Origin of the sequence: Shinella sp. NM-101 (genome assembly GCF_021401195.1) — a bacterium.
Classification (GTDB): Bacteria; Pseudomonadota; Alphaproteobacteria; order Rhizobiales; family Rhizobiaceae; genus Shinella.
The window spans coordinates 219,592-245,524 of the sequence record NZ_JACBFT010000007.1; the positions used below are offsets into that span (position 1 = coordinate 219,592).

The 25,933-nt window shown below is 65.9% G+C and carries 22 protein-coding genes; 5 read left to right on the plus strand and 17 right to left on the minus strand.

The window, feature by feature from the left end:
- Window positions 1-35 precede the first annotated feature (35 nt).
- The 7 genes from L0976_RS15555 to L0976_RS15585 all read right to left on the minus strand — a co-directional run bounded on the left by L0976_RS15555 (window position 36) and on the right by L0976_RS15585 (window position 8,165).
- Window positions 36-887, minus strand: a complete 852-nt coding sequence (locus L0976_RS15555; RefSeq protein WP_234188202.1) for a transporter substrate-binding domain-containing protein — start codon at window positions 885-887, stop codon at window positions 36-38.
- A gap of 91 nt (window positions 888-978) precedes the next feature.
- Entirely contained in the window at window positions 979-1,653 is a 675-nt protein-coding gene (locus tag L0976_RS15560; RefSeq protein ID WP_234188203.1) for a GntR family transcriptional regulator, read from the minus strand.
- A gap of 773 nt (window positions 1,654-2,426) precedes the next feature.
- Window positions 2,427-3,401 (minus strand): carbohydrate kinase family protein, encoded by a 975-nt coding sequence (locus L0976_RS15565; protein ID WP_234188204.1) that lies wholly within the window; start codon window positions 3,399-3,401, stop codon window positions 2,427-2,429.
- Window positions 3,402-3,449: 48 nt separating this feature from the next.
- The gene (locus L0976_RS15570) at window positions 3,450-4,442 is read right to left on the minus strand and encodes an ABC transporter permease (protein WP_234188205.1); all 993 of its coding nucleotides are present in this window, start codon (window positions 4,440-4,442) and stop codon (window positions 3,450-3,452) included.
- Entirely contained in the window at window positions 4,390-5,919 is a 1,530-nt protein-coding gene (locus L0976_RS15575) for a sugar ABC transporter ATP-binding protein (RefSeq protein ID WP_234188206.1), read from the minus strand. Before L0976_RS15575 ends, L0976_RS15570 begins: the two co-directional genes overlap by 53 nt.
- Before the next feature lie 74 nt (window positions 5,920-5,993).
- Window positions 5,994-7,163, minus strand: a complete 1,170-nt coding sequence (locus L0976_RS15580) for a substrate-binding domain-containing protein (protein WP_234188207.1) — start codon at window positions 7,161-7,163, stop codon at window positions 5,994-5,996.
- Window positions 7,164-7,250: 87 nt separating this feature from the next.
- Window positions 7,251-8,165 carry an alpha/beta fold hydrolase gene (locus L0976_RS15585; protein ID WP_234188208.1) on the minus strand — a complete coding sequence of 305 codons (915 nt, stop codon included), beginning with the start codon at window positions 8,163-8,165 and terminating at the stop codon, window positions 7,251-7,253.
- Between the two features lie 300 nt (window positions 8,166-8,465).
- On the opposite strand from L0976_RS15585, the gene L0976_RS15590 reads away from it, so the two are divergent.
- Window positions 8,466-9,152 (plus strand): HAD family phosphatase, encoded by a 687-nt coding sequence (locus L0976_RS15590; RefSeq protein WP_234188209.1) that lies wholly within the window; start codon window positions 8,466-8,468, stop codon window positions 9,150-9,152.
- Here the strand turns inward: L0976_RS15590 and L0976_RS15595 are convergent.
- From L0976_RS15595 to L0976_RS15610, 4 genes are all read right to left on the minus strand, one after another.
- Window positions 9,139-10,074, minus strand: coding sequence for a sugar-binding transcriptional regulator (locus tag L0976_RS15595; RefSeq protein WP_234188210.1), 936 nt, complete (start codon window positions 10,072-10,074; stop codon window positions 9,139-9,141). The genes L0976_RS15590 and L0976_RS15595 overlap by 14 nt on opposite strands.
- 92 nt (window positions 10,075-10,166) lie before the next feature.
- Window positions 10,167-11,159, minus strand: coding sequence for an ABC transporter permease (locus L0976_RS15600; protein ID WP_233290699.1), 993 nt, complete (start codon window positions 11,157-11,159; stop codon window positions 10,167-10,169).
- 35 nt (window positions 11,160-11,194) lie between these two features.
- Window positions 11,195-12,685 (minus strand): sugar ABC transporter ATP-binding protein, encoded by a 1,491-nt coding sequence (locus tag L0976_RS15605; protein ID WP_234188211.1) that lies wholly within the window; start codon window positions 12,683-12,685, stop codon window positions 11,195-11,197.
- A gap of 63 nt (window positions 12,686-12,748) precedes the next feature.
- Complete coding sequence (locus tag L0976_RS15610) at window positions 12,749-13,696, minus strand: substrate-binding domain-containing protein (protein ID WP_234188212.1); 948 nt, start codon at window positions 13,694-13,696, stop codon at window positions 12,749-12,751.
- Window positions 13,697-14,068: 372 nt separating this feature from the next.
- Between L0976_RS15610 and L0976_RS15615 the strand changes: the two genes are divergently transcribed.
- On the plus strand, window positions 14,069-15,106 hold the full coding sequence (locus L0976_RS15615; RefSeq protein WP_234188213.1) for an alcohol dehydrogenase catalytic domain-containing protein: 1,038 nt from the start codon (window positions 14,069-14,071) through the stop codon (window positions 15,104-15,106).
- Window positions 15,099-16,772: a glycerol-3-phosphate dehydrogenase/oxidase gene (locus L0976_RS15620; RefSeq protein WP_234188214.1), complete on the plus strand. Its 1,674-nt coding sequence runs from the start codon at window positions 15,099-15,101 to the stop codon at window positions 16,770-16,772. Before L0976_RS15615 ends, L0976_RS15620 begins: the two co-directional genes overlap by 8 nt.
- A 45-nt stretch (window positions 16,773-16,817) precedes the next feature.
- Here L0976_RS15620 and lpdA read toward each other — a convergent pair whose 3' ends face one another.
- The 6 genes from lpdA to L0976_RS15650 all read right to left on the minus strand — a co-directional run bounded on the left by lpdA (window position 16,818) and on the right by L0976_RS15650 (window position 24,379).
- Window positions 16,818-18,263 carry a dihydrolipoyl dehydrogenase gene (gene lpdA, locus L0976_RS15625; protein WP_234188215.1) on the minus strand — a complete coding sequence of 482 codons (1,446 nt, stop codon included), beginning with the start codon at window positions 18,261-18,263 and terminating at the stop codon, window positions 16,818-16,820.
- A 201-nt stretch (window positions 18,264-18,464) separates the two neighbouring features.
- A complete protein-coding gene (locus tag L0976_RS15630; protein ID WP_234188216.1) occupies window positions 18,465-19,742 on the minus strand; it encodes a pyruvate dehydrogenase complex dihydrolipoamide acetyltransferase in 1,278 nt (425 codons plus the stop codon).
- A gap of 1 nt (window position 19,743) precedes the next feature.
- Window positions 19,744-20,742 carry an alpha-ketoacid dehydrogenase subunit beta gene (locus L0976_RS15635; protein WP_234188217.1) on the minus strand — a complete coding sequence of 333 codons (999 nt, stop codon included), beginning with the start codon at window positions 20,740-20,742 and terminating at the stop codon, window positions 19,744-19,746.
- Between the two features lies 1 nt (window position 20,743).
- On the minus strand, window positions 20,744-21,778 hold the full coding sequence (locus L0976_RS15640; RefSeq protein WP_234188218.1) for a thiamine pyrophosphate-dependent dehydrogenase E1 component subunit alpha: 1,035 nt from the start codon (window positions 21,776-21,778) through the stop codon (window positions 20,744-20,746).
- Window positions 21,779-21,780: 2 nt separating this feature from the next.
- The gene (locus tag L0976_RS15645) at window positions 21,781-23,106 is read right to left on the minus strand and encodes an NAD(P)H-dependent oxidoreductase (RefSeq protein WP_203317744.1); all 1,326 of its coding nucleotides are present in this window, start codon (window positions 23,104-23,106) and stop codon (window positions 21,781-21,783) included.
- Between the two features lie 310 nt (window positions 23,107-23,416).
- Window positions 23,417-24,379 (minus strand): sugar-binding transcriptional regulator, encoded by a 963-nt coding sequence (locus L0976_RS15650; protein WP_234188219.1) that lies wholly within the window; start codon window positions 24,377-24,379, stop codon window positions 23,417-23,419.
- A 279-nt stretch (window positions 24,380-24,658) separates the two neighbouring features.
- Between L0976_RS15650 and L0976_RS15655 the strand changes: the two genes are divergently transcribed.
- Window positions 24,659-25,306 carry a hypothetical protein gene (locus L0976_RS15655; RefSeq protein ID WP_234188220.1) on the plus strand — a complete coding sequence of 216 codons (648 nt, stop codon included), beginning with the start codon at window positions 24,659-24,661 and terminating at the stop codon, window positions 25,304-25,306.
- Window positions 25,299-25,886: a hypothetical protein gene (locus L0976_RS15660; RefSeq protein ID WP_234188221.1), complete on the plus strand. Its 588-nt coding sequence runs from the start codon at window positions 25,299-25,301 to the stop codon at window positions 25,884-25,886. The genes L0976_RS15655 and L0976_RS15660 overlap by 8 nt, the downstream gene beginning before the upstream one ends.
- Window positions 25,887-25,933: the final 47 nt, after the last annotated feature.

Sequence of the window (25,933 nt, forward strand, 5' to 3'; positions counted from 1 at the left end):
GGACACGCCGTCCGCCGGGTGGGGCCCGCCCGCACCTACTTGACCGGCGTCACGTCCGTCTTGACCCACTTTTCGGAAATACGCTTGATCGTGCCATCGGCGATCGCGCCGTCGATGGCCGCGTTCAGCATCTCCTTGAGCCTGGTATCCTCCTTGCGCAGGCCGGCCCCCGTGCCGAGGCCGAAAATGCCGCCCACGAAGCCCGGTCCGGCCAGCGTGAACTCGGCGAATTCGGGCTTGGCAAGCGTCGCCGAAAGCGCCGTCTGCTGGGCGAAGAGGGCATCGATACGCCCGGCCGCCAGGTCGAGATCGTGCTGCTCGGTCGTCTTGTATTCGCGGATCTCCACGGTATCGCCGAAATATTTCTTCACGAATTCGAGGTTGGTGGTGGCCGCCTGGACGCCGATCACCTTGCCCTTGAGAAGCGGCTTCATCTTCTCGACCGCGGCGGCGGTGGCGGCCTCGTCCTCCAGCTTGAACCGCTCGGCGGCGAGGCCGAGCTTGCCGAGGTCGCTGTCCTTCGCGGCGGCGAAACCGGACGGATCGACCGCATAGGGCTGGGTGAAGGCGATGGTCTCCAGTCGCTTCGGCGTGATGAACATGCTGGCCATGATCACGTCGAACTTGCCGACGGTCAGCGAGGGGATGAGCCCATCCCAATCCTGGGCGACGATGGTGCACTGGATCTTCATCCGGGCACACAGGTCGTTGGCGAGCTCGACCTCGAGGCCATCGAGCTTGCCGTCGGCGGTCGTGAAGTTCCAGGGGGCGTAGGCGCCCTCGGTGGCGATGGTAATGGCGCCCGGCGCATCCTGGCCGAGGACGGCCGGGGCAAAACCGAGCATGCTGAAGGCGGCCGCCAACGCGACCATGCGACGCTGCGTCATGGACTTTCCTCTGTCTGTCGTGCCGCCGAGCGGCTGTTCCCCTACCCGCGCCCGGCATTCCTCCGGGCTTCGGGCCTGTCACCGGCCGGCGTCAGCGCCGGCTCGGACTCGCGAACTCAGCCAGCATGGGCGCCGTGCCGAGAATATGGTCCTGCATCACCTGTTCGGCATGGCGCGCATCGCCCGAGCGCAGCGCGGCGATCAGCGCCGCGTGCTCCTCGCGCGAGGAGAGCGGCTTGTCGACATAGTCGAACCAGATGCGCATATAGGGCTCGATCACCACATGAAGCGCGGCGATCTGGCGGATGAGCTTCGGCCGCCCGCTGAGCGCGTAGATCCGGCCGTGGAACTCCTGGTGGCGCACGACCCAGTCGCTGCTGCCGCTCTGGCCGGCGCGCTCCATGCGCTCCAGCAGCCGCTCCAGTTCGTCGAGCACCTCCTCGTCGATACGGTGAATGGCGAGGCGCACGGCGAGGCCCTCCAGTACGGAGCGTATCTCGAAGACCTCGTAGAGTTCGTCGAGCGTGAGGCCCGCGACGATGCAGCCGCGATTGGGCCTCAGCACCACGAGACCATCGGCCGCCAGCCGCCGGAAGGCTTCCCGCACGGGCATGCGGCTCGTACCGATCTCCGCGGCGATGTCTTCCGCGATCAGCCGCTCGCCGGGCTTGTAGCGCCCGAGCCGGAGCGCCTGCTGGATGTGGCGATGAGCCTCCTCCTCCGCGGTGACGGGTGAACTCGGCGGGCTGGAGAAGCTGGCGGGCATGAAATGAACCAGATTGGATTTTTGTATCCAATTATCCAATCACTGCACACCCCCGCCGTCAAGACGGTCGAGGAGGAAATATCCGGGATATGTTTCTCGCCCACGGCTGCGGCCGCTTTCTTGCGCCCGCCAGCGTCATGCGTCATTCGCAAGCGACGTGCGGAAGCCTTGCGGCCGACCTGCCCGAAAGGAAAGGACGGCCGCCGATGCCGAAAATCAAAAGGCGGTCGGCGATACCGGCGGCAATCGCAGCAAGGGAAGTCTTCTGGTTCGCAACGGATTTTCAGGATGAGCAGAGGTTGGCCGACGAGGCGATTGTGATCCAGGCAGGCCGCCAGCGACGAGTAGGAGTGCCGGGTGGTTCCGCTGGTGACGGTCGGGCCCATCGCATGGCTGGTCGCCGGGTCGCCAAAGGGCTCGGGCGTGACCGCGGGCACCGGGCCGTTACCGATCCGTCCGTGCAGGTCGGACGGGATGGCGAGTTCGCCGCCCCGTATCGCAGGGCAGGACACTAGGCGACTGCGGATCGCCCTTGCTGGGGACAAGCCGGAGTTCCAGCGATTTTCCCTCCCGCGCGCCAGCGGCCATCGGCACGACACGCATGCCGCCGGGCGCCGCCCGTCCGCGAACTCGTCAACGAGTTCGGCGGATGGCGCAAAACCGAGATGAACCACTCCGCCGCCGTGGCGACCATGGCCAGCGGCCGGGTGACGCGCACACGCCGCCCGGCGAGGCTCGTCAGGGCGGCAAACGCCACTATGCTGGAGTGGGCGTCAGCCGACGCGCTGGAGAACCTTTGCCGGGCCCTTGACCTTCGTGTGACGGATGAAGTCGAGCGCCGCCTCCAGATCGGTGACGCCCGCCTGGCTGCCGAGCCCGCTGGCATTGAGCGCGGAGGAGGCCTGGGCGAGGCGCATCGTCTCTTCAGGATTCATGCCCTTGATCAGCCCGGTCGCAAAGCCGGCATTGAAGGCATCGCCGCACCCGCAGGTGCACACGACGTCGATGTCGAAGGCCGGCATGTGCAAGCGTGTTCCGTCGCGGTGGTGGTAATAGGCGCCCTCGGCGCCCATCGTCATGACGATGCAGCCCACCCCGAGGTCGATGAAGTGGCGGCCGATATCCTCCTTGTCGGCGAGGCCGGACAGCGCCTGCGCCTCCTCGATGGAGGGGATGAAGTAGTCAGTGTTCGGAAGAAGCCCGGCGACGTTCGCCATGTCCTTCCTGTCCGCGGCGAAGACGTCGAGGGTGGTGATGCGTCCGCGCCGGCGCGCCTCGGCCATCAGCGCGAAGCTCTTCTCGCCGTCCATCCGGTCCATGAGGCCCGTGCCGCCCATATGGACGACCTTGGCGTCCAGCACCTGGTCGACATGCTCGGGCCGCACCTCGAAGGCGCCGGTCGCCCCGCGCATGTGGAGCGCCGGGCGCTGCCCGTCGGGCCGCGTGGTGACGATGGACGAGGAGGTGCCCACGCCCTTGCAGAGTTCCATGCGGGAGGTGTCCACGCCGAACTGGTCGAGGCGGTCGATCACCCATGCGCCCATCAGGTCCTCGCCGATGCCGCCGACGGCGAGCACCTTGAGGCCGTACTTGGCGGCGACGATCGCCGCCGCGCCGGCGGCGCCCGAGACGGCCATGGTGATTTCCTCGACGAAATAGGTGTTGCCGCCCGGCGGAATGGCCGTCACCGGCCTGCCGAGGCAATCGAAGGTGTAGAAACCGATGGATGCGTAGTCGTATGTCGTCATGATCTTCCTCCCGCACCGCCTCCCGACGGTGACCTCAAACTGACGGTATTAGGAATTTCGCTTGCGGGCAAAAGCGACCGCAAGGATGATGATGGCGCCCGAGATCATCATCTGCTCGGAGACGTCGAGGCCCATGATGATGAGCCCGTTGTTGATGGTGCCGATCATCAGCGCGCCGGTGAAGGTGCCGATGATGGTCGCCCGGCCGCCGAAAAGGCTGGTGCCGCCGAGGATCACCGCCGCGATGACCATCAGCTCGGCGCCCTCGCCGAAATTGTAGCGCGCCGTCTGCATCATGCCGGAATAAAGCAGGCCCGCGAGCGCGGCCGCCGCCGCCGTCAGCAGGAAGGCGAGGAACTTGATGCGCCGTGTCTTCACGCCGGAATATTCCGCCGCCAGGCGATTGCCACCGGTGGCGAGGATCTGCCGGCCGAAGGATGTATAGCGCAGGACCACATGGCCGAGCGCCGCCACGATCACCGACCAGAAGAGCAGCGAGGGAATGCCCCAGAGGCTTCCCGAACCGAACAGGCTGTTGAAGGTCGTATTGGAGATCGAGATCGGATTGGTGTAGGTGACGCGCATGTCGAAGCCGCGGATGAACTGCATCATGCCGAGCGTCACCAGGAAGGACGGAATGCCGACCACCGTGACGAAGAAGCCGTTGAGGCAGCCGACGACGAGACCCGCGCCGAGCGCCGCCGCCACCGCAAATCCCCAGCCGTAGCCCGCCTGCATGACGAGCGCGCAGACGAGGGCTGAGAGCGCCGCGGTCGAGCCGACCGACAGATCGAGCTCGCCCGCGCCGATGACGAAGGTCATGGCCGTCGCCATAACGACGATCATGGCGGTGGTGCGCGCGATGTTGAACATGTTGCGGACGGTCAGGAAGCCGCTGTCGCCGATCATGATCGCGAAGTAGACGAAGACCGCCGCGAAGACGATATAGACGATGTAGTCCTGCAGGGCGCGGATCTTGAACATGCCGTCAAGCCGCGGCGCCTGCAGGGGCCGCTCCGAGACGATGGCCTTGGATTGCATGGTGAAGCTCCTCCTCCGAGCCGATATCCTGACGCTGCACGTCCTGGAATATGCGTCCGTTGTGCAGGACGAGCAGCCGGTCGCTGACGGCCAGCAGCTCCTCCAGTTCCGATGAGATGATGACGACCGCGACGCCCTCGTCGGCCATTTCGCGGACGACGCGGGCAATTTCCGACTTCGCGCCGATATCGACGCCGATGGTGGGCTCGTCGAGGACGAGCAGGCGCGGCCGGCGCGCCAGCCATTTGCCGAGAACGATCTTCTGCTGGTTGCCGCCCGACAGAAGCCGGGCCGGCTTGTCGGCGCTTTCCGTCTTGATGTTGAGCGCCTCGATCATCCGGCGGATCATGCGGGCCGCGCCGCGGTCGTTGACGAAGGCGCCGGCGGTAAAGAGGCCGAGGCTAGGCAGAAGCATGTTCTGTCCGACGGAGTGTTCCAGAACGAGGCCGAGGCGGCGGCGATCCTCCGGCACGAGCGCGATGCCGGCGGCGATCGCCTGCGCCTGGCTGGTGACCGGCTTGCCGTCGATCAGGATCTCTCCGGCGGCCAGCGGCCGGCGCCCGAAGATCGCCTCGGCGATCTCGGTGCGCCCGGACCCCATCAGCCCGGCGATGCCGACGATCTCGCCCGCGCCGACCTCGAAGCTGACATCGCTGATGCGGGGCGGCAGGCTGACGCCGCGAAGCGTGAGAAGCGGCGCGCCCGAGCGACGGTAGCCGCGGTCGTGCCACTTGAAGCCTTCCACCTCGTCCGATCCCAGCATGGTCTCGACCAGCTCGGCCATGCTCACCTCGCTGCAGGGCGCCGTCAGGCGCACCCCGCCGTCGCGCATGACGGTGACGCGGTCGCACACGCTGAAGATCTCCGCCATGCGGTGCGAGATGTAGATGATGGAAATGCCGCTCGCCTTCAGCCGCCCGACCAGCGCGAAGAGGGCTTCCGTCTCGGCTTCGGACAGCGAGGCCGTCGGCTCGTCCATCACGAGGATCCGCGCCTGGCGCGACAGCGCCTTGGCGATCTCGACCATCTGGCACTGGCCGACGCTCAGCTCGCTGACGGACATCCGCGGATCGATGTCGACGCCGAGCTCGTCGAGGATCCGGCGCGCGCGGCGCACGGCCTCGCCGTCACGGATGAAGATGCCCTTCTTCGGCTCGCCGTTGAGAAAGATGTTCTGCGCCACGGAAAGCGTTGGAACGAGGCTGAATTCCTGGAAGATCATGGCGATGCCGGCGCGCCGCGCGTCGGTCGCGTCGGCGAAGGCGACCGCCTCGCCCTCGATGCGGATGGTCCCGCCATCCTTCTCGTGGACGCCGGACAGGATCTTCATCAGCGTCGACTTGCCGGCGCCGTTGCCGCCCATCAGCGCATGGACTTCGCCGCGGTTCAGCGTGAAGTCGACCTTGTTCAGCACCCTGTTGTGCGCAAAGGACTTCTCGATGTCGCGCATTTCGAGAACGGCTCGATCTTGCGGCATTGGATCGGTCTCCGGTTCGGGCAAGGCGTCGAAGGAGCGCTGCCGGGCAGCGCCCCTCCGTCCTGCCGGTTCTTTTACTGCGAGAGCGCCGAGCTCATTTCCTGCGGCAGATCGATCCGGTAGATCGTCTTGTAGGACTGCGGCAGGTTGGCGCGCTTCACGGCCAGCGGCGGCACGACCACATAGGGCGGAACCGTCTCGCCGATCAGCGTCAGCGCGCCGATCTTGGCTTCCGCGGTGCCCTGGTCGTAGGGACGCTGCGAGGAGATGCCGGCGATGAAGCCGTTCTGCGCCATGTTGAGCGCGACGATCTGGTCGAAGTTCTCGTTGACGATCTTGAAGTCGGACGGCGTGCGGCCGTTGACATTGGCGGCCGTCACCGCGCCCATGGCCGGGATCGACCAGCTCGCATACATGCCGTCGATATCCGGGTAGCGGGCGAGCACGCCCTGCGCCACTTCCTGGCCCTTGTTCGGGTCGTCGTGGCCGGCGGCGGCGACGAGCTTGACGTCCGGGTACTTGGCGCGCAGGCGGGCGATGAAGCCCTCATAGCGCAGGTTCGTCACGTAGAAGTCGTTGGCGAAATAGAGCGCCGCGACATTGCCCTTGTAGTTGATCGATTCGGCCAGAAGGTCGGCGAGATACATGCCGAGCGCAAGATTGTCGGACGAGATGATCGCCGCATAGTCCTTGCCCGGATCCATGCCTTCCACGGCCTGGTCGATGAAGACCACCTTGGTGCCGGCCTCCGAGAGGCGCTTGTAGGCGCTGGCCGTCGTCTTGCCGTTGAGCGGGATGGAGACCAGAAGGTCGGGCTTCAGGACGGAGATGGCCTCCAGGTCGGCGATCTGCTTGGCGTCGTCCCAGTTGGCATTGGTCTCGGCGACGACCTTGATGCCGAGCTTCTCGAAATTCTCCTTGAGGCCGATGAGCTGCTGGGAGGCCCAGTCGTCGCCCAGCCAGCCCATGGAGATGGCGACGGTGAAGTTGCCGGCCTTGATCTTGGCGAGCTGTTCGTCGGTGATGGCGATCCTGGAGGCGGGGAAGCCTTCCTCGCCGCGCTGGCCGTCGGAGACCACCACGTCGGTGAGGTCGTCGATCGCAGCGAGCTTCATCGTCTTTTCCGACGGCTCCTTGTACCAGAGCGGGTGCTTGACCCCTTCCGTGTTGTCGGCGAGCGCCGCCATCGGCAGGGACGCGACCACCATGGTCACGAGGGCTTTCTTCAGGACATGCAGGGACATTGCTTGGTTCTCCTCCCAAGGTTACGGCCACCTCTCCCCGAGGCAGCGGAAAGAATGCTGGCAGGGGCCGGCGTTGCCGGCCCTTCGTCACCCGTTTTCGCGGATGAAATCGAGCAGCGCGGACGCCAGGCGGTCCGGCGCCTCGAGGGCAAGGCTGTGGCCGCATTCCTCGAACACGTCGGATTTGACGACGCGCTCGGCGACGCGCTCCATCTGGTCCCTGACCAGCTCGCCGAAGAATTCCGGCGCGCCGAGGGTCATCACCGGCATCGTCAGCTTCGTCTTGATCAGCTCGTCGTTGATGCGGGCGTTCTTGAGGCCGGCCCGGTAGGTCTCCAGGCAGCCGCGCAGGCCGCCGGGCGCCGAAAGGCGGGCGATCCATTCGGTGATCGCCTCGTCGGCGATGGCATTCGGGTTCCAGGTCTCCGCCTTGATCCAGAACTCCCAGAACTCGCGCTCGCGGCCGGAGATCAGCATTTCCGGCAGGTGGGGGATCCAGAAGAAGGGGATGTGCCAGAGCCAGACGCCCGCCATGCGGAACTGCGAGGACACCTTCTCCGGCGTGAAATTCGACCATTCCTCCAAGCCCTGCCCCGACAGGAGCATCTCGGCGAAGGAGAGGGTGCGCACGCGATCCGGCTCGCTGGCGGCCAGAACATAGGCGAATTCCGCGCCGCGGTCCTCGCCGTGCAGGTGGAAGGTCTCGTGCCCGAGCTGCGTCATCAGCTCCGCCATGTCGCGGGCATTGGTGCGGCTGTCGTAGCCCTCCTCCGCCGGCGGCTTGTCGGTATCGCCGAAGCCGCGCAGGTCGGGCGCCACGACGCGGAAATGCGGGGTCAGGAGCGGGATCAGGCGATACCAGTAGAAATGGGTCTTGGGCGTACCGTGCAGAAGAAGCAGCGGCTCGCCTTCCCCCGCCGTCACATAGTGCATGCGGATGCCGTTGACGCGGGCGCGCCCGTGCTTCACCGCCTTGCCCTCATGATCATAGATCTCGACCAAGTCTTCCTCCCGACCTGCTTGAACATTAACGAGTTAGTATTTACAACTGTACAAACAGATTGTCAACGGCTCGTACGAAAAGTTCACTCCGGCAGCGAAGTGACGCCAAAACCGAAAATCAACGAATCCAAGGAAAAGAACGGCACACTCCATCAAATTCAATGGGAAATTTCAAAGTTCGGGGCCACCACGGCGTGCAAAGCGGCACCATACAAAAGCAATCGGATACGTACTTTTGATTACAGTCATTAAATTTTGTTCGCACATGCGAGAACATATGGAAGGCAGGAACGGTTCGCCATGACACATCCGGAACTCTTCATCTTCGATTGTGACGGCGTACTCGTGGACAGCGAGATCCTGTCGGTGCGCGCCTATGTGCGGGCCTATGCCCGCCACGGGCTCGCCATCGAGGAGAGCGACGTCGCCAAATGCTTCGGCATGAAGCAGGCCGACATCTTCCAGTCCATCGGCGCGGCGACCCGCCAGGTCTTTCCGCCCGAACATGCGGGCGACCTGTGGGAGGAAATCCGTACGCTCCTTCAAGCGGAGCTCGTCGCGATCGAGGGGATCGACAGGCTTCTCGATGCGCTGCCGGCAAGGCGCTGCGTCGCCTCCTCGTCGGCGCCGGAGCGCATCGCGCTCAGCCTTTCCCTGACGGGCCTCACGCAGCGCTTCGGCGAGGCGGTGTTCAGCTCGACGATGGTGAAGGCGGGAAAGCCGGCGCCGGACCTTTTCCTCCACGCGGCCGCCTGCATGGGCGCGGCGCCGGCGCAATGCGTGGTTTTCGAGGATTCCATCTACGGGATCATCGCGGCCCGGGCGGCCGGCATGCATGCCATCGGCTTCACGGGCGGGCGGCATCTGCCGCCCGGGCATGGCGCGCTGCTGTTGGAAGCCGGCGCCCATCGCGTCTTCGGCAATTGGCGGGAGGCTGGCGAGGCGTTCGGCCTTGGCGCCGAAATGGCGCGCGTCACTCGTCGATGAGGCGCTGGGCGATCTCGATATCGGTCAGGACCACATGCGGCGACAGCAGCTTCAGCGCGCCGCGGAAGGCCGCATATTTATGCCAGCCGCCGGAGGCGAGCACGACCTTGCGCGCCGTGCGCAGCGAACGCGGGTCGACGGCCACGACGCGGCGGTTGACCTCGTGGTCGATGATCTCGCCATCGGCATCGATGAAGCGGCAGAGGATGTCGCCGACCGCGCCGGCCTTCTGCAGCGACATAAGCTCGTCGCGCTCGAGCAGGCCGTAGCGGCTGAAGGTGGAGCCGGGCGAGAGGTCGCCGACGCTGACGATGGCGACGTCGAGGTTTTCCGAGCGGCGGAAGACCTCGCGGATGCCGGGATGGGTCAGCAGCGCGTCGCGGGTGCGCTCGTCCGGGGCGAAGACCGGCGCGGCGATGAGATAGGCTTCCGCGGCAAGGCGGTCGCCGAGGCGCCAGGCGAATTCGGACGGGTTGAAGGCGCTGACGCGGGTCAGCCCGCCCAGCAGCGACACGACGGAGATGTGCGCGTCCGCCTGCTGCGGGATCGCCGGCAGGCAGGAGCTCAGCGTCTTGCCCCAGCCGAGGCCGATGATCATGTTCTCCTTGAGCAGATCGGTGACATATTCGCCGAGCACGCCGCCGATGATCTCGGGAAGCTGCTCCGTCTGCTTGGGAACGGGCACGACGATCGCGCGCTCGAGATTGTATTTCTTCTCCAGCTCCCGTTCCAGCGCGACGCAATTGCTCTGCTTGGACAGGACGCGGATCTGCACCGTGCCGTCGAGGCGGGAGGCCGCCAGCATGCGCAGCACCTTGGCGCGGTTGAGGCCAAGCTCCTGCGCCACCTGGTCCTGCGTCATGCCTTCCTTGTAGTAGAGCCAGGCCGCCCTCGTGCGCAGATCATCGGACAGGTCGGACACGGTCGTCGCTTCTCCAAGACATCAGATGCCCCACCTATAGAGCAGGCCCGGACGTTTTTCCATGCGCCACAAGGGCCGGTTGCCAACAACCCTCAGTTTTTGCGCCGGAAGAGATCGACGAGGACGGCGATCAGCACCACGCAACCGACGATCACCCGCTGCCAGAAGCCGGAGACGTTCAGCAGAACCGTGCCGTTGGCAAGGACCGTCAGCAGCATGGCGCCGAGCATCGTGCCGACGATGGAGCCCTGCCCGCCGCGCAGGCTCGTGCCACCCAGAATTGCGGCGGTGATGGCGCCCATCAGCCAGCCTTCGCCCACCGAGGGCTGGCCCGCATCCATGCGGCTCGCAAAGAGGATGCCGGCGAGCGCGGCGAACATGCCGGCAAGCCCGAAGACCAGGAACTCGACCAGCTTAACGCGGATGCCGACGAGGACGGCCGCCTCCCGGTTTCCACCGACGGCGAAGATGTTGCGGCCGAACCGCGTCTGGGTCAGCATCCAGATGAGGACCACGCCGGCGAAAAGGAAGATGAGAACCGGCACCGGGACGCCGAGGATCTCGCCCTTGCCGAAGAAGCCGAACTGTTCGCCGAGCGGCCGGATCGGATAGCCCTTGGTCAGCACCATCGTCATGCCGGCGAAGATTTCCCAGGTCGCGAGCGTGACGATGAAGGGATTGAGCCTGAGGCCCGCGACGAAGAAGCCGTTGATGAAGCCGAGCGACAGGCCGAAGAGCATCGTCAGGGGAATGACGAGATAGGGATGGATGCCCAGCATGTTGAGCATCATCGCGCCGACGATGGCCGAAAGCCCGGCCGCCGCGCCGACGGAAAGATCGATGCCGCCGACGAGAAGCACGAGCGTCTGCCCGAGCGCGACGAGGCCGACGAAGGCCGCCTGCCGCGCCACCACGGACATGTTGTAGGACGAGAAGAAGTTGTCGGCCGCCAGCGACAGGACCACCATCAGCGCGATCAGCGCCACGGTAATACCGCTCGCCTCCCAGCGCCAGAAGCGGGCGACAAGGCTCGGCCGGCGGTCGTTCTTGCGGATCGCGCCATCGGACATCGTGTTCTCACTCATGGTCGTCAACCTTTTCTGTGTGCTGTCGCGCCGGCTCAGCTCATCGCAAGCTGGAGCAGGGATTCCTGGGTGGCTTCGGCAGCCGTGGGCATCCCCTTCACCCGGCCCTCATGCATGACGAGGATGCGGTCCGAGACGTCGAGGACCTCCTCGAGCTCGGAGGAAATGAAGATGATGGACAGGTTCTCCCGGTCGGTGAACCGGCGCAGCTCCTGCTGGATCTCGAACTTGGCGGCGACGTCGATGCCGCGCGTCGGCTCGTCCATGATCAGCACGCGGGCATTCTTCATCAGCCAGCGGCCGATGATCACCTTCTGCTGGTTGCCGCCCGAAAGCGACGTGATCGGATCGCCGGTGGACCCGAGCTTGATGCGCAGGCGGCTGACGAAACCGTCGACCTCCTTCATCATGTCGCCGTTGCGCAGGCGCAGGAGCCCGCCATAGCGCCCGAGCGAGGGCATCGCCATGTTCTCCGAGATGGACAGCAAGGGGAAGATCCCCTCCTGCTTGCGTTCCTCCGGCAGGTAGACGAGGCCCTTGGCGATGGACGCCAGCGGGCTGCGGTTGTCGAGCCGCTCGCCGAACAGTTCGACGCTGCCCGCATCCGCCCGCGTGAGGCCGAAGATGCACTTGGCGACCTCGGTGCGCCCCGCGCCGACGAGGCCCGAGACCCCGAGGATCTCGCCGCGGTGCAGGTCGAAGGACACATCCTCGAATTCGCCCTGGCGCGTCAGCCCGCGCACGGAGAGCACGACCTCGCGGTTTTCCAGCTGGACATGCGGCGCCGGATTGCCCTTGCCGATCGCCCGGCCGGCCATGGCCTGCACCATCTCCTCCTTGGTCGTCGTCTTCGGGTCGAGCTCGCAGACGAAGGCGCCGTCGCGCAGGACGCTGATGCGGTCGGAAAGCTCCAGGATCTCGTCCAGCCGGTGGGAGATGTAGAAGATCGAGCCGCCGGCGGCGCGGAAGGCGCGGATATAGGCAAACAGCTTTTCGGTCTCGCGCGAGGTGAGCGTCGCGGTGGGCTCGTCCAGGATGAGAATATCGGCCGAGGTCGCCGCCGCGCGCGCGATCTGCACGAGCTGCTGCTGCGCCTTGCTGAGCGCGGACACCCGCGTGGCCGGGTCGATGGAATGATCGATCTTGAGCAGGTGCTCGCTCGCCAGCGCGCGCGTCGCCTTCCAGTCGATGCCGAGCGGGCCGCGCCGGTGCGCGCCGAGCATGATGTTTTCGGCCGCCGTGAGGTCGGGAACGAGGTTGATTTCCTGCGGGGCGATGGAAATGCCGGCCTGCTGCGCATCCAGCGGCCGATGGAACTGGACCGGCTTGCCGTTGCGCCGCAGCTCGCCCGTGGTCGGCGGGGCCTTGCCGCAGAAGATGCTCATCAGCGTGGACTTGCCCGCGCCGTTCTCGCCGATGATGGCGTGCACCTCCCCGGCCCTGATGCCGACGGAGACGCCCTTCAGCGCCCTGATGACGCCGAATGACTTTGCAACGTCTACGGCCTCGAAAATAGCCATGCTCATAGCCGTTCCTCCCAAAGCGGAAAATGCGGGGCCGAAGGCGGCCCCGCATCCTCGCCTGCATGCTTACTTGCAGTCGTCCTTCGTGATGAAGCGCGAGCCGGTGTCGTGGAACATCGGGTAGGTGTGGTTCTCGTTCATCGCCACGAGATACTTCACCGTCCAGTAGCCCATGTCCCACTGGCGCTGGGCCTTCAGGGCGGTGATCGTCCCGTCGCATACCGCATCGACGGCTTCCGGCAAGTCGTCCATGCCGACGATGGCGACCTTGCCGGCCAGCCCGGCATTCTTCACGGCACGGGCCGCGCCGATCGGGTTGGAGGCGTTCGAGCCGAAGATGCCGGCGATGTCGGGATTGGCCTGCAATGCGTTCTCCGTCAGCGTGACGGCATCCTCCAGCACGTCGTTGTCGGGCTGCTCGAAGACGATCTGCATGTCCGGATGGCTTTCCAGCGCCTTCTTGAAGCCCTCGATGCGCTGGACGTGGTCGGAGGCCGTAAGGCTGCCGGCGAGGATGCCGATCTTGCCCTTGCCGTCGAGCGTCTTGGCGAGGAACTCGCCGAGATCGAAGCCGTCCTGGTAGCTGCTCTTCGGGCCCACGAAGGGGAAGGCATCGTCGCAGAACGAGTTGAAGGTGATGACGTTGACGCCGGCCTTGCGCGCTTCGCCGAGGAGCTGCACGTTCGTCGCCTGGTCGAGGCAGGCGACGGCCAGGCCGTCGGGCTTGCGGCCGATATTGGTCTCGATGCGCTGGTTCTGGTCCGCCACGTCCGCCTGCGGCGGCTGGTCCCAGATGACGTTGACCTTGATGCCGGACTTGGCAAGCTCTTCGGCGGCGAACTTCGCGCCTTCGGCCACGACGTCGTACCAGGGATGGATGACCTTCGGGATGTAGACGAAGGTCAGCTCCTTGTCGATCGGCTTGATCAGGTCCTGCTGGCTCTGTGCCTGCGCGGCACCGCCGGCCGCAAGCGACAAGAGGGCAGCGCTCATCAGCATTCGGTTCAGTTTCATCGATAATCCTCCCAATCTCGATTGGCCGGCCGACAGGGCGTCCGGCACCCGTAAACCACGTTTGCGCGGAATGCCGCCGGGGAACCCCGAACGGGTTCCCCGGCATGCTCGTGGAGCCCGAAGGCTGAATTCGAACATTTATTCCGGTCTTTTTATCTTTGTGCATTTCCCGTTGTCTGTCAACGGTGAAGCGTGCGGCGAAATGGTATCGGATTTAACCAACTGTTTTTTCTCCATTTTATTTGGAGCCCTCATCAAAACTGCCGCGAGGCGTGACCTCCACCCGCAACATTTCCCGCGGCAGGACTGGACAAACCGCTCTGTATTTTTGTAATTGTAATTTCATTATTGTGCATTCACGGAGCGGAAACGATGAAGGCTGGACTATTGAAGGCGCCGAACCGGCTGGATTTCGAAACGGTCGGCGATCCGGCCTTGAAGCCGGGCGATCTCCTGATCCGCGTGAAGGCCGCGACCGTCTGCGGCACCGATATCCGCATCTTCCGGGGCCGGAAGACGGCCGGCATCCGCTACCCCTCGATCCTCGGCCATGAATTCTCCGGCGAAGTGGTGGAGACCGGCGGGCACGGCGGGTTTTCCTGCGGCGATGCGGTCGCCGTCTGTCCGGCCATACCCTGCGGGCATTGCGCCCATTGCATCCGGGGCTACGAGAACATCTGCAAGAACCAGATCGCCATCGGATACGAGATCGATGGCGCCTTCGCCGAATATATCCGCATTCCCGAACAGGCGGTCCTTTCGGGCAACGTGTTCAAGCTGCCGGCGGGGCTGTCATGGGAAAAGGCCGCGCTCATCGAACCGCTTTCCTGCGTGCTGAACGGGCAGGAGCGCATCGGCGTCGGCATTGCCGACCGCGTGGTCATCCTCGGTTGCGGACCGATCGGCCTGCTGCATGTCAAGCTCGCCCGCCTTTCCGGCGCCGCGCGCATCATCGTCTCCGAGCCGAGCGCGGGGCGGCGGGCGGCGGCGCTGGCGGCCGGTGCGGATGTCGTCGTCGATCCGGCATCGGAAGACCTGAAAGCCATCGTGCTGCGCGAGACGGACGGGCTCGGCGCCGACAAGGTCATCGTCGCGATCGGCGTGCCGCGGCTTGCCAACGACGCGATCGGCCTCGTGCGCCACCGCGGCGCGGTCAGCCTGTTCGCCGGCTTCTCCGCGGGGGAGACGGCGACGCTCGACGTCAACGCCATCCACTACAACGAGATCATCGTCACCGGCTCCTTCGGGCTCGACCGGCTGCAGTTCGAAAAGGCGCTGGCCATGATCGCCTCCGGGCGGCTGGAAGTGGAAAGCATGCTGACCCACCGCTTCCCGCTCGAGGAGATAGCGACCGCGCTCGAGACCGCGGAACGGGGCGATGCCATCAAGGTCGCGATCCTCAATGCCTGACACCGCCGCGCGCCTCCTCGGCCTGCCGGAGCATGCCACGGTCCTCATTCTCGGCGGCGGCATCAACGGCTGCGGCCTTTTCCGCGATCTGTGCGAACAGGGCGTCGACGTCCTGCTGGTGGAGAAGGGCGATTTCTGCTCGGGAGCGAGCGCGGCCTCCTCGCGGCTGATGCATGGCGGCATCAAATATCTGGAGACCGGTGAGTTCCGGCTCGTCGCGCAGTCGGCGCGCGAGCGCAACCTGCTGCTCTCCAACGCAGCCCATTACGTCAAGCCTCTCGAAACCGTGCTGCCGGTCGGCTCGGTGTTCGGCGGCATCATTCCCTCCGTCCGGCGCTTCCTCGGCCTCAAGGCGAAGCTTGCCGACCGCGGGGCGCTGATCACCCGGGCGGGGCTCCTGCTCTACGACCTCTTCGGGCGGCACTTCCGCACCATGCCCAACCATCGCATGATGGGGCGGCGCAAGGCGCTCGCCCTGATGCCCGAGCTCAACCCGTCCATCCGCGCCGTCGGGCTCTATTACGAGGCGCACATCACCCATGCCGAGCGGCTGGGCCTGGAACTGATCCTCGACGGCGAGGCGGCCAATCCGGCGGCGCGGGCGCTGAACTATGCCGAGGTGGCGCTCGTCGACGGCCGGCTGCGGGTCAGGGACCGCATCAGCGGGCTTTCCCGCGACGTCAGCGCCGACATCGTCGTCAATGCCGGCGGCGCGTGGATCGACAAGGTCAACGCCGCGCTCGGCATCCCGTCCCGGCACATGGGCGGCAACAAGGGTTCGCATCTGGTGGTGCGCAACCGCCGCCTGCACGATGCCCTGCGCGGCCGCATGGTCTATTTCGGCTCGGCCGACGGGCGTGTGAACCTGCTCTATCCCTTGATGGGCAATGTGCTGATCGGCTCGACGGACATTCCCGAACCGGACCCGGATGCGGCGCACTGCAGCGAGGCGGAGATGGGCTACATGGCCGCCGTCATCTCCGAGGTCTTCCCGGACATTGCCGTCACGCCCGACCAGATCGCGCTCACCTGGTGCGGCGTGCGCCCGCTGCCGCGCTCGGAAGGGCTCGCGCCCGGCGAGGTCAGCCGCGACCATTCCATCGCCGAAGACCGCATTCCCGGCCTCGGCCTGCCCGTCCTGTCGCTGATCGGCGGCAAGTGGACCACTTTCCGCGGTTTCGCCGAGGAAGCCGCAGACCGGATCCTCGCCATGACCGGGCGGGAACGGCGGATCGGCACCGAACGGCTCGCCATCGGCGGAGGAAACGGTTTCCCGGCGAAACCGGACGCCTTCGAGGCGGCGGCGGCAGAGCTTTCAGCCCGGTTTTCCGCGCCGCCGGAGACCTGCCGGCGACTGCTCGCCCGCTACGGCACCGGCGCACGCACCATGCTTGCGCAGGCCGGCGGGCGCCTGACGCCGCTCGCTTCGCTTCCCGCCTATGCCGGCGAGGAAATCGCCTTCCTCTGCCGGCGCGAGAAGGTCGAGACGCTGGAGGACGTGCTCTTCCGCCGGACCGACATCGCCCTTTCGGGCGCCCTGACGGGCGATGTCCTCGACGAGGTGGCGCATGTTGCCGGGCAGGCCCTCGGCTGGGGCGATGACCGCATCCTCAGGGAGCGTGAGGCGAGCCGCGCCGCCGCCGCCCGCAATCACATCGCCCTCTGATCCCTCCCCCGCCGGCCGTCACCGCAGCCGGCGGGAACCGCGCCGTTAGGCGTTCAATGCACGCCCATAGGCATCCAGCACGCTTTCCTTCAGCGTCTCGGAGATCGTCGGGTGCGGGAAGATCGTGTGCATCAGTTCCTCCTCCGTCGTCTCCAGGTTCATGGCGATGACGAAGCCCTGGATGAGCTCGGTCACTTCCGCGCCGACGAGGTGGGCGCCGAGCAGTTCGCCGGTCTTCCTGTCGAAGATCGTCTTGACGAGGCCCTGGTCCTCGCCCAGTGCAATGGCCTTGCCGTTGGCGACGAAGGGGAAGCGGCCGACGCGGATGTCCCGGCCCTGCTCCTTGGCCTTGGCTTCCGTCAGGCCCACCGAGGCGACCTGCGGGTGGCAGTAGGTGCAGCCGGGGATCTTCGACTTGTCCATCGGGTGGACGTTCGGCAGGCCGGCGATCTTCTCGATGCAGATGACGGCCTCGTGCTCGGCCTTGTGGGCGAGCATCGGGGGACCGGCGACGTCGCCGATGGCGTAGAGGCCGGGAACGTTCGTCCTGCCGTAACCGTCGATGGCGATGAAGCCGCGGTCGGTCTTCACGCCGAGCGCCTCAAGGCCGATCGTCTCGATGTTCGCCTGCACGCCGACGGCGGAGATCATCCGGTCGGCGGTGATCTTCTCGACCTTGCCGTCCTTCATCTCGACATGGGCGGTGATGGAATTGGCGCCCTTCTCCACCCTGGCGACCTTGGCCTCCAGGTGGATCTTCATGCCCTGCTTTTCGAACTGCTTCTTGGCGAGCGCCGAGATCTCCGCGTCCTCGACCGGCATCACCGTCTTCATCACCTCGACGACCGTCACCTCGACGCCGAGCGTGCGGTAGAAGGAGGCGAACTCGATGCCGATGGCGCCCGAGCCCATGACGAGCAGCGACTTCGGCAGCGCCTCAGGCTTCATCGCCTCGAAATAGGTCCAGATCAGCTTGCCGTCCGGCTCGATGCCCGGCAGGGCGCGCGGGCGCGCGCCGGTGGCGATGACGATGTGCTTGGCGGTGTAGGTGCCTTCGGGCAGCACGGTCTTCGGCAGCGGCGCCTGCGGCTGCTGGATCGCCTTGGTCGTCCTGGACACCACGATCTCGCCGGGCTTCGTCAGCTTGGCCTCGCCCCAGATGATGTCGACCTTGTTCTTCTTCATCAGGAAGCCGACGCCGGCATTCATGCGCTGGGCGATGCCGCGCGAGCGGGCGACGATGGCGGCAAGGTCCGCCGTCACCGTGCCGTCGATCTTCACGCCGTAATCATCAGGATGCCGGGCATAGTGGAAGATCTCCGCCGAGCGCAGCAGCGCCTTGGTCGGGATGCAGCCCCAGTTGGAGCAGATGCCGGCGAGGTGCTCGCGCTCGACGATGGCCGTCTTCAGGCCGAGCTGGGCGGCGCGGATCGCCGCGATATAGCCGCCGGGGCCGGAGCCGATGATGATGACGTCGTAGGAAGAAGCCATGGATGTTCCTTCAAAAAAGAAGGGGAAGCGTCATCGCCTTCAGGCGCATGGCCACTTCCCCAAGTCGCGGGAGGAAACGTTGTCAAACGGTCGGGACGGCTAGAGCATTTCCGCTTTTCTTCGAATCGCAAAAACGCTCTATCCTTTTGTTTCCACGCAATTCCGGACGCAAAACCGCTGCGCACTTTTGCTGGAATTGCTCTAGACCAGCATCGACATCGGGTTTTCGATGAAGACGCGGAAGCGGCCGATCAGCTCGGCGCCCAGCGCGCCGTCGACCGCCCGGTGGTCGGTGGAAAGCGTCACGCTCATCACGGTGGCGGCGGCGATGCTGCCGTCCTGCAAAACGACCGGCCGGCGCTCGCCCGCGCCGACGGCGAGGATCGTGGCGTGCGGCGGGTTGATGATCGCCGCAAATTCCCTGACGCCGAACATGCCGAGATTGGAGACGGCGCCCGTGCCGCCCTGATATTCCTCGGGCTTGAGCTTGCCGGCGCGCGCACGGGCGGCGAGATCCTTCATCTCGTTCGAGATGGCCGAGAGGGACTTGGCCTGCGAATGACGGATGATCGGCGTGATCAGCCCGCCCGGCACGGAGACCGCGACGCCGACATCGACGAAGCGATGGCGGACCAGTTGCTCCTCCGTCCAGGAGACGTTGGCGTCCGGCGTTGCGGCAAGCGCCAGCGCATAGGCCTTGATGACCATGTCGTTGACGGAGAGCTTGTAGGCCGGCGCTCCGTCTACCGAGGGTGCGGCCGCGTTCAGCTCCGTGCGCAGCGTCAGGAGCGCATCGAGCCGGCAGTCCGCCGTGAGATAGAAATGCGGGACCGTGCTCTTGGCCTCCACCAGCCGGCGCGCGATGGTGCGGCGCATGCCCGTATGGGCCTGAAGCGTGTAGGAATCATCCGGGAAATGCTTGAGCGCGGCGTCCGGGCCGGGCGCGGGCACGGCAGGCGCCGGAGCGCTGCGAGCGGCACATGCGGCCGCAGGCGCTGCGCCCGCGGCAAGCACGTCGGCGCCGACGATGCGGCCATGCGGACCGGAGCCGGAAAGACCGGAAAGGTCGAGGCCCTTGTCCCGGGCAAGCCGGCGGGCGAGCGGCGTCGCCCTCACGGCACCGCCGGCGCTATCGGCCTTGGAAACGACGGGGGCAACGGGCGCGGCATCAGCCGGCGCGGCGGCAGGTTCGGCCTTGGCCTCCGCCGCGGGCGGCGCGGCTGCATCCGGCACGTCCTCGCCGGCGGCGACGATCCAGGCGACGGGGGAGCCGACGGGTATGTCGATCCCTTCCCTGCCCGTCACGTTGCGCAGTGTGCCGTCGGCCTGCGCGTCGATCTCCATCGCCGCCTTGTCGGTCTCGATCTCGAAGAGCACGTCGCCCTTCTTCACCTGGTCCCCTTCGGAGAAGAACCATTTCGAGATCTTTCCGGTCGCCATGTCCATGTCGACCTTGGGCATGATCACTTCGCTCGCCATGTCAGCGCACTCCCCTGACGAGGTCGCGCGCGGCTGCGAGGATGTCCGGCATCTGCGGCACGGCGGCCTTTTCCAGCTCCGGATTGTAGGGGATGGGCGTTTCCGAGCCGCCGAGGCGCACGATCGGCGCATCGAGATAGTCGAAGGCTTCGCTCTCGGCGATCATGGCGGATATCTCCGCGCCGATGCCGAGCGTCTTCACGCCCTCGTAGACGCAGATCAGGCGGGAGGTCTTCTTCACCGAGGCGATGACCGTCTCGCGGTCGATGGGGCGGATCGAGCGGAGGTCGACGACCTCCACGCTTATGCCCTCTTCGGCAAGCTTTTCCGCCGCCTCGAGCGCCTTGTGCACCATGATGGAGGTTGCCACGATGGTCACGTCGCAGCCCTCGCGGCGCACCTCCGCCTTGTTGAGCGGAACGGTGTAATAGCCCTCGGGGACCGGTCCCTTCATCTTGTAGAGCAGCTTGTGCTCGAAGATCATCACCGGATCGGGATCGGCGACCGCGGCCAACAGCATGCCCTTGACGTCATACGGCGTGGCGGGCTGGATGACCTTGAGGCCGGGCACATGCCCGAGCCAGGCCTCGATGCTCTGGCTGTGCTGGGCCGCCGCGCCCGTGCCGGACCCGGCCGGAAAGCGCATGACGACAGGCACGGAGACCGCCCCGCCCAGCATGTAGCGCATCTTGGCCGCCTGGTTGACGATCTGCTCCATGGCGAGCGCCGCGAAATCCGAGAACTGGAATTCGAAGATCGGCCGCAGGCCCGTCACCGCCGCGCCCACCGCGACGCCGGCGCCGCCGAGCTCGGAGATCGGCGTGTCCATGACCCGGTCCGGGCCGAAACGCTCGATCAGGTCGCCCGTCACCTGGAAGGCGCCGCCATAGACGCCGATATCCTCGCCCATCAGGATGACTCGCTCGTCCGCCTCCATGGCGAGCGCCATGGCTTCCTGGATCGCCTGCGAGTAGCTCAGTTCCCTCGGCACCGCGTTCATCTCACGCCCCTTCGGTATAAACATTGTCGGCGAGGCCGGAAATCTCCGGCATCGGGCTGTCCTTGGCGAATTCGATGCCGGCGGCGATTTCCTGCCGGACCGCCTCGCGCACCGCCTCGATCTGCTCGGGCGAGGCGATGCCGAACTCCTGGAGCTGGGCCTCGTAGCGGGCGATCGGATCGCGGTTGGTCATCCAGTCCTCGATCTCGTCCTTGGTGCGGTAGCGGTTGCGGTCGCTCTTGGAATGGCCGCGATAGCGATAGGTCTTGGTCTCGATCAGCGTCGGCCCCTCGCCCCGGCGCGCGCGCTGGACGGCGTTGTGCGTCGCTTCCGCGACGTCGGACAGCACGTTGCCGTCGACGATGACGCCCGGCATCCCGTAGGCCGGCGCGCGGTCGGCGATATTGGCGACCGCCGTGGAGCGGGCGGTCGAGGTGGACATGCCGTAGCCGTTGTTCTCGCACACGAAGATGACCGGCAGCGACCAGACCGCCGCCATGTTCAGCGATTCATGGAAGGCGCCCTCGTTGTTGGCGCCGTCGCCGAAGAAGCAGACGACGACCTTGCCGGTCTTCAGCCGCTTGGCGGTCAGCGCCGCCCCGACGGCGATCGGCAGGCCGCCGCCGACGATGCCGTTCGCGCCGAGATTGCCGGTCGTCACGTCGGCGATGTGCATGGAGCCGCCGCGGCCGGCGCAATAGCCCGTGGTCTTGCCGAAGAATTCGGCGAACATGCGCGCCACGTCGGCGCCCTTGGCGATGCAATGGCCATGGCCGCGATGGGTGGAGGTGATCTGGTCCTCCACGGTGAGCGGCATGCAGATGCCCATGGCGCTCGCCTCCTGCCCGATTGACAGGTGCATGGTGCCGTGGATGAGGCCGCGCATGTAGCTTTCCTCGGCGCCTTCCTCGAACTGGCGGATGAGATGCATCCTGCGCAGCGCATCCATCAACTGCTCGCGGCCGTATTCGCGATAGATGAAGGGCAGATTGCTGCTGTCGGGTTCAGCCTTCAGGGCACGGGCGTGGTCCGCCATGATCAAGCCTCCTTGCCGTAGACGAGCGCATCCTGCCGGGCGCGGAGCGCCGCGATGCGCGAGCCGGGCGCCACGGAGGCGTTCCGGTAGGTGATGAGGTCGCCCTTGCGGATCGGCGCGGTGACGACGCCGCCCTGCAGCAGGCCGCAGGGAATGGCGTTCGCGGCGCGCGCTTCCGGCGCGGTCATGATCCAGGCGCGGTAGCAATATTCACCGATCGCATCGAGACTTTCGCCGGGGGCCATGTCCTTCTTGGCGACGGCGCAGACCTCCGCGACGGGCGTTGAAAGCGGCACCATGTCCGGCTTGCCGTAGAGCACCACGCGGGCGCAGGTCAGCGGCACCTCGAGCGAGGTGAGATGGTAGGGCCGGTGGAAGGTGAAATAAGGCCCCTTGCCCATCTTCAGGTCCTCCATGCGCTCGGAAATGCGCGGATGCGACATGTCGGCGACCACGAACACACCGGGCGCGACGCCCTTGCCGATGGAATAGTCGACGACGCCGACCTTCGAGAGGACGCCCCCGTCCTTTTCCGGAACCAGGGTGGAGGAAAGCTGGTCGAGCGTCGCCGCCGGGCCGTGCATGCCGGGCTTGTCGGGCACGAGGCCGGTCGCGTTGGCGATCGCCGCCATCTCGACCATGGTCTTCGAACCGTCGACGAACTCGACCAGCATGCGGACATTCATGTTCCGGCGGTTCGCCTCCTCGGCATACCGGTCCGGCGTCGCATCGACATTCAGCGGATTGTTCTTGCCCTTGCCGGCGGCGACGATGGTGTGGCCCATCGCCGTCACGAACTCGATCAGTTCCATGCAGGAGGACGGCTCGTCGCCCGCGCCGAGCGAATAGGTCACGCCGAGGCGCTCGGCCTCGCTCTTGAGATAGGCGCCGATGGTGACGTCCGCCTCCACGTTCATCATCACCAGGTGCTTGCCGTGCTCCATCGCCGACAGGCCGATCTCCGCACCGACGGCGGGCACGCCCGTCGCATCGATCACCACGTCGATCAGGCCGCTGTTGAGGATCGCACCGGAATCCGAGGTGATCGCGATCTTGCCCTGTTCCATGGCCGCGTTGAGCTCGTCGGTGCCGGAGGCGTCGCGGTGATGGCCCTGCGCACGGTAGGCGATGTCCACCGCGCCGCGGGCACGGGCAATATTGAGGTCGCAGATCGCGCCGATCTCGATGCCCGGCATGTGGGCGACGCGCGTGACGATGTCGGTGCCCATCTCGCCGCTGCCGATGAGGCCGATCCGGATGGGCTTGCCGGTATCCGCACGCGCCAGCAGATCGCGCGCAAGACCCGTGGGGGCGACATTGATGGACATTCCATTCCTCCCGATTGACTTTGCTCTCGTCTATTGCACATTTGTGATTATGTCAATGTGAATGTTCTAGACAAGACAACGCACAGAGAGCTGCAAATCGCTATCGGCCCATAGAAATTTCTCTATTTTTTCAATGGAATTTCACACAGTCGACGCCTCCGCCCGCGACGCAAAGCCGGGATAGCTCTCCCAAATTCATTTGTACAAGCCTGATTTTATAATTTTTTTTGTTCATGCGGTGATACAAAAAACCGGCGCGTCCGGAAAGGCCGCACCGGCTTGGGGATTTGCAGCGCCGGATCGGGAGAGCCTATCCCGCCAGGAGGGCGCTGGCCGTCTGCTCGTCCGTGATGAGGGTGGTCGGCGCGACGGTCCGCAGCGCGGCGCGGATGGCGATGCGCTTTTCCCTGCCGCCGGAGACGAGGATGCGCTCCGGCGTCCGCCGCAGGCGCGGCAGCGCAACGGAGATCACCCGCTCGTTCACCTCGTGATCGAGCACATTCCCTTCGGCATCGATGAAATTATAAAGAACGTCGCCGACGGCGCCCGCTTCCACCAGGGACCGGCGGTCGGCCTCCGTCAGGTAGCCGGTGCGATAGCTGGTGGTGAGATTTGCGATCCCGCCGACGGACAGAAGCGCCACGTCGAGCTTGTCCGCCATCTCGAAGATCGCCGCCAGGCCACACCGCTCCAGCAGCGCATGCTTCGTCTCCGGGCTGTCGACAACGGCCGGCGCGGGCACGAGATAGCCCTCGCCGCGGAAAAGCTCGGCGAACTGCCAGGCGAATTCCGCCGGGTTGAAGCGCCGCGCCGCGGAGATACCGCCGAGCAGCGAGATCACGCGGAAATCCTCGAGCGCGCCGCCGGCTATGAAGGGGAGCGTGTTGTAGAGGGTCGTTCCCCACCCCACCCCGACGGTCATGCCGGGCGCCATCAAACCGGAAATATGCGCCCCCGCCGCAGCGGCGATCACCTGCGCAGGATCGCCGCCCTCTTCAGCGAAGGGGGCAATGACCACCCGGCGGATATCGAATGCCGCCTCGATAGCCCGCTCAAGCGCGACCAGTTCGGAAAGCGGGGATGTGATCGAAATCCGCACCTCGTTTCGGCGACGCGCCTCTGCGAGCATGCGCACGACCATGACACGGTTGATGCCGAGGCGGTTGGCGATCTCGTTCTGGGTGTGACCCTCCACATGATAGAGCCAGGCCACGCGTGCGCGCAGCCGATCGGCCTCGCTCTGCACAACAGGCCCGCCGACGATCTGGTTCATGCCACCTCCATGACGGCGAGACCCGCCGTTCAACCTGCCAGGCCCGCAAGCGTGTCGCGCCGGGCCGCCCGGCACCATCGGAGTTTTAATCTCCGGTAGTGCACATTATTCTTTTTTGTATCACGATTGTTCTAGCCACTTCAATGCGCGAAGCCACCGGGAACGCCTTGACACCGCAGGACGGTCAAACATATGATCCTGCTCGCATCTGTTTGTTCAAATTAAATGCGGCAAACGCCTTTCAACCGGCTTGAAACGGCGGCGAAAAGGTAAACTTCCATGGCCCAGACGCGATTGCCATTTTCCGAGATCCCGCCGCTTCGCGCCGCGTTTCGCAGCGTGAAGCGGGCTTTGCGCGACAGGCATGGCCGGCTGGAGACGGAAATGGCGACGGCGCTGCCTGGGCCCATATCCCGCCCGGCGCTCCACATGCTGCGCCACATCACAACCGTGGCGAACGGAATCGACGGGCTTTTGTCGGGCGTCGCCGACCGGGTGTTCGGGGACGATCCGCAGCGCGGCGAAGCATATGCGCCGCACAGGCGGGCACCCTCGCAGGCCGAGGCGGAGGCGGCCTTCCTGCTCTCCCTTACCGCGCGGCGTCTTGGCGTCACCGACCCGTCCGGACTGCTCGCATCGGCCGCCCCGGCCTTCGTCGCGCAAGACGAAACGATCGATGCCGACCGGGCATCAGCGATCCTAGTTGGCCTTCTCGACCGTGTCGGCGCGCCCAAGGAGCGGCTTGCACTCTTCTCGGCGCTTTTGGCGACGCTTGCGGCCCGCAGGCAAGCCGCCCTGCGGGAGACGCTTGCGGAGAGTGCGGCCGACCTCTGCGCCGCGCTTCAGAGCGAGATTCTTGCCGCCCTTGCGACCGGGGATCCGGCCCGGGCTTCGCTCCTGCTCGAAAAGTACTCCGCCCATGTTTGACCTTGCCGAACTCGTCGCGGCATTACCGCCGTCGAACCAGCCGTTGCGGCAGGCCGTGCGCCGGCTGCACTGGTTCCGCGCCGCCTTCGAGGCGACCGCGCGCCACTGCGGCGAGACGATGGGCTGCACATTCGCCGTCGACGAGCACAGGCTCGCCGGAATCTTCGTCCGGTGGCTGAAGTCGATCGAGGCGCAGAAGCCCGGCGCCCGGTCGGAGCGCGAGGAATTCTTCGATTTCGTGCCGTCGCTCGTGCTGCGCGAGCTTATCGCCGACATGCCGCTGAAGGCGCTTTGCCCGCCCGACAACGTCGACGGCAATCCACCGGCGGAATTCTGGCCGGAAGGCTATGTTTGTACGATGTTCTGCCTTGCCGTACATGCCAAGGCGCTGGACGAGGAATTTCACACCCGCCGCGAGATCGACCGCATGGTCGACGACCTGCGCAGTTGGTACTCGTTCAAGGAAAACGCCGCGGAAGACACGGCGTTCGCGGCGGGCTTCTTCCAGAAGCTGCTTGGGCATGAACCGAACTGGACCATGCCGGCCACGTTCCGCGCCCGCAACCGTGCGCCCCAATAGCGACGCGGATGGCCCCGGCTTTGCTCCGGGCGATGCGCTGAGAATGA

Coding starts and splice junctions, on each gene's coding strand:
- L0976_RS15615 (WP_234188213.1), top strand. CDS start 14,069: ATGAAGGCTGGACTATTGAAGGCGCCGAACCGGCTGGATTTCGAAACG.
- lpdA (WP_234188215.1), bottom strand. CDS start 18,263: ATGGCTTCTTCCTACGACGTCATCATCATCGGCTCCGGCCCCGGCGGC.
- L0976_RS15650 (WP_234188219.1), bottom strand. CDS start 24,379: ATGAACCAGATCGTCGGCGGGCCTGTTGTGCAGAGCGAGGCCGATCGG.
- L0976_RS15570 (WP_234188205.1), bottom strand. CDS start 4,442: ATGCAATCCAAGGCCATCGTCTCGGAGCGGCCCCTGCAGGCGCCGCGG.
- L0976_RS15600 (WP_233290699.1), bottom strand. CDS start 11,159: ATGAGTGAGAACACGATGTCCGATGGCGCGATCCGCAAGAACGACCGC.
- L0976_RS15645 (WP_203317744.1), bottom strand. CDS start 23,106: ATGTCCATCAATGTCGCCCCCACGGGTCTTGCGCGCGATCTGCTGGCG.
- L0976_RS15560 (WP_234188203.1), bottom strand. CDS start 1,653: ATGCCCGCCAGCTTCTCCAGCCCGCCGAGTTCACCCGTCACCGCGGAG.
- L0976_RS15655 (WP_234188220.1), top strand. CDS start 24,659: ATGGCCCAGACGCGATTGCCATTTTCCGAGATCCCGCCGCTTCGCGCC.
- L0976_RS15565 (WP_234188204.1), bottom strand. CDS start 3,401: ATGACGACATACGACTACGCATCCATCGGTTTCTACACCTTCGATTGC.
- L0976_RS15630 (WP_234188216.1), bottom strand. CDS start 19,742: ATGGCGAGCGAAGTGATCATGCCCAAGGTCGACATGGACATGGCGACC.
- L0976_RS15590 (WP_234188209.1), top strand. CDS start 8,466: ATGACACATCCGGAACTCTTCATCTTCGATTGTGACGGCGTACTCGTG.
- L0976_RS15605 (WP_234188211.1), bottom strand. CDS start 12,685: ATGAGCATGGCTATTTTCGAGGCCGTAGACGTTGCAAAGTCATTCGGC.
- L0976_RS15555 (WP_234188202.1), bottom strand. CDS start 887: ATGACGCAGCGTCGCATGGTCGCGTTGGCGGCCGCCTTCAGCATGCTC.
- L0976_RS15610 (WP_234188212.1), bottom strand. CDS start 13,696: ATGAAACTGAACCGAATGCTGATGAGCGCTGCCCTCTTGTCGCTTGCG.
- L0976_RS15635 (WP_234188217.1), bottom strand. CDS start 20,742: ATGAACGCGGTGCCGAGGGAACTGAGCTACTCGCAGGCGATCCAGGAA.
- L0976_RS15575 (WP_234188206.1), bottom strand. CDS start 5,919: ATGCCGCAAGATCGAGCCGTTCTCGAAATGCGCGACATCGAGAAGTCC.
- L0976_RS15620 (WP_234188214.1), top strand. CDS start 15,099: ATGCCTGACACCGCCGCGCGCCTCCTCGGCCTGCCGGAGCATGCCACG.
- L0976_RS15580 (WP_234188207.1), bottom strand. CDS start 7,163: ATGTCCCTGCATGTCCTGAAGAAAGCCCTCGTGACCATGGTGGTCGCG.
- L0976_RS15660 (WP_234188221.1), top strand. CDS start 25,299: ATGTTTGACCTTGCCGAACTCGTCGCGGCATTACCGCCGTCGAACCAG.
- L0976_RS15640 (WP_234188218.1), bottom strand. CDS start 21,778: ATGGCGGACCACGCCCGTGCCCTGAAGGCTGAACCCGACAGCAGCAAT.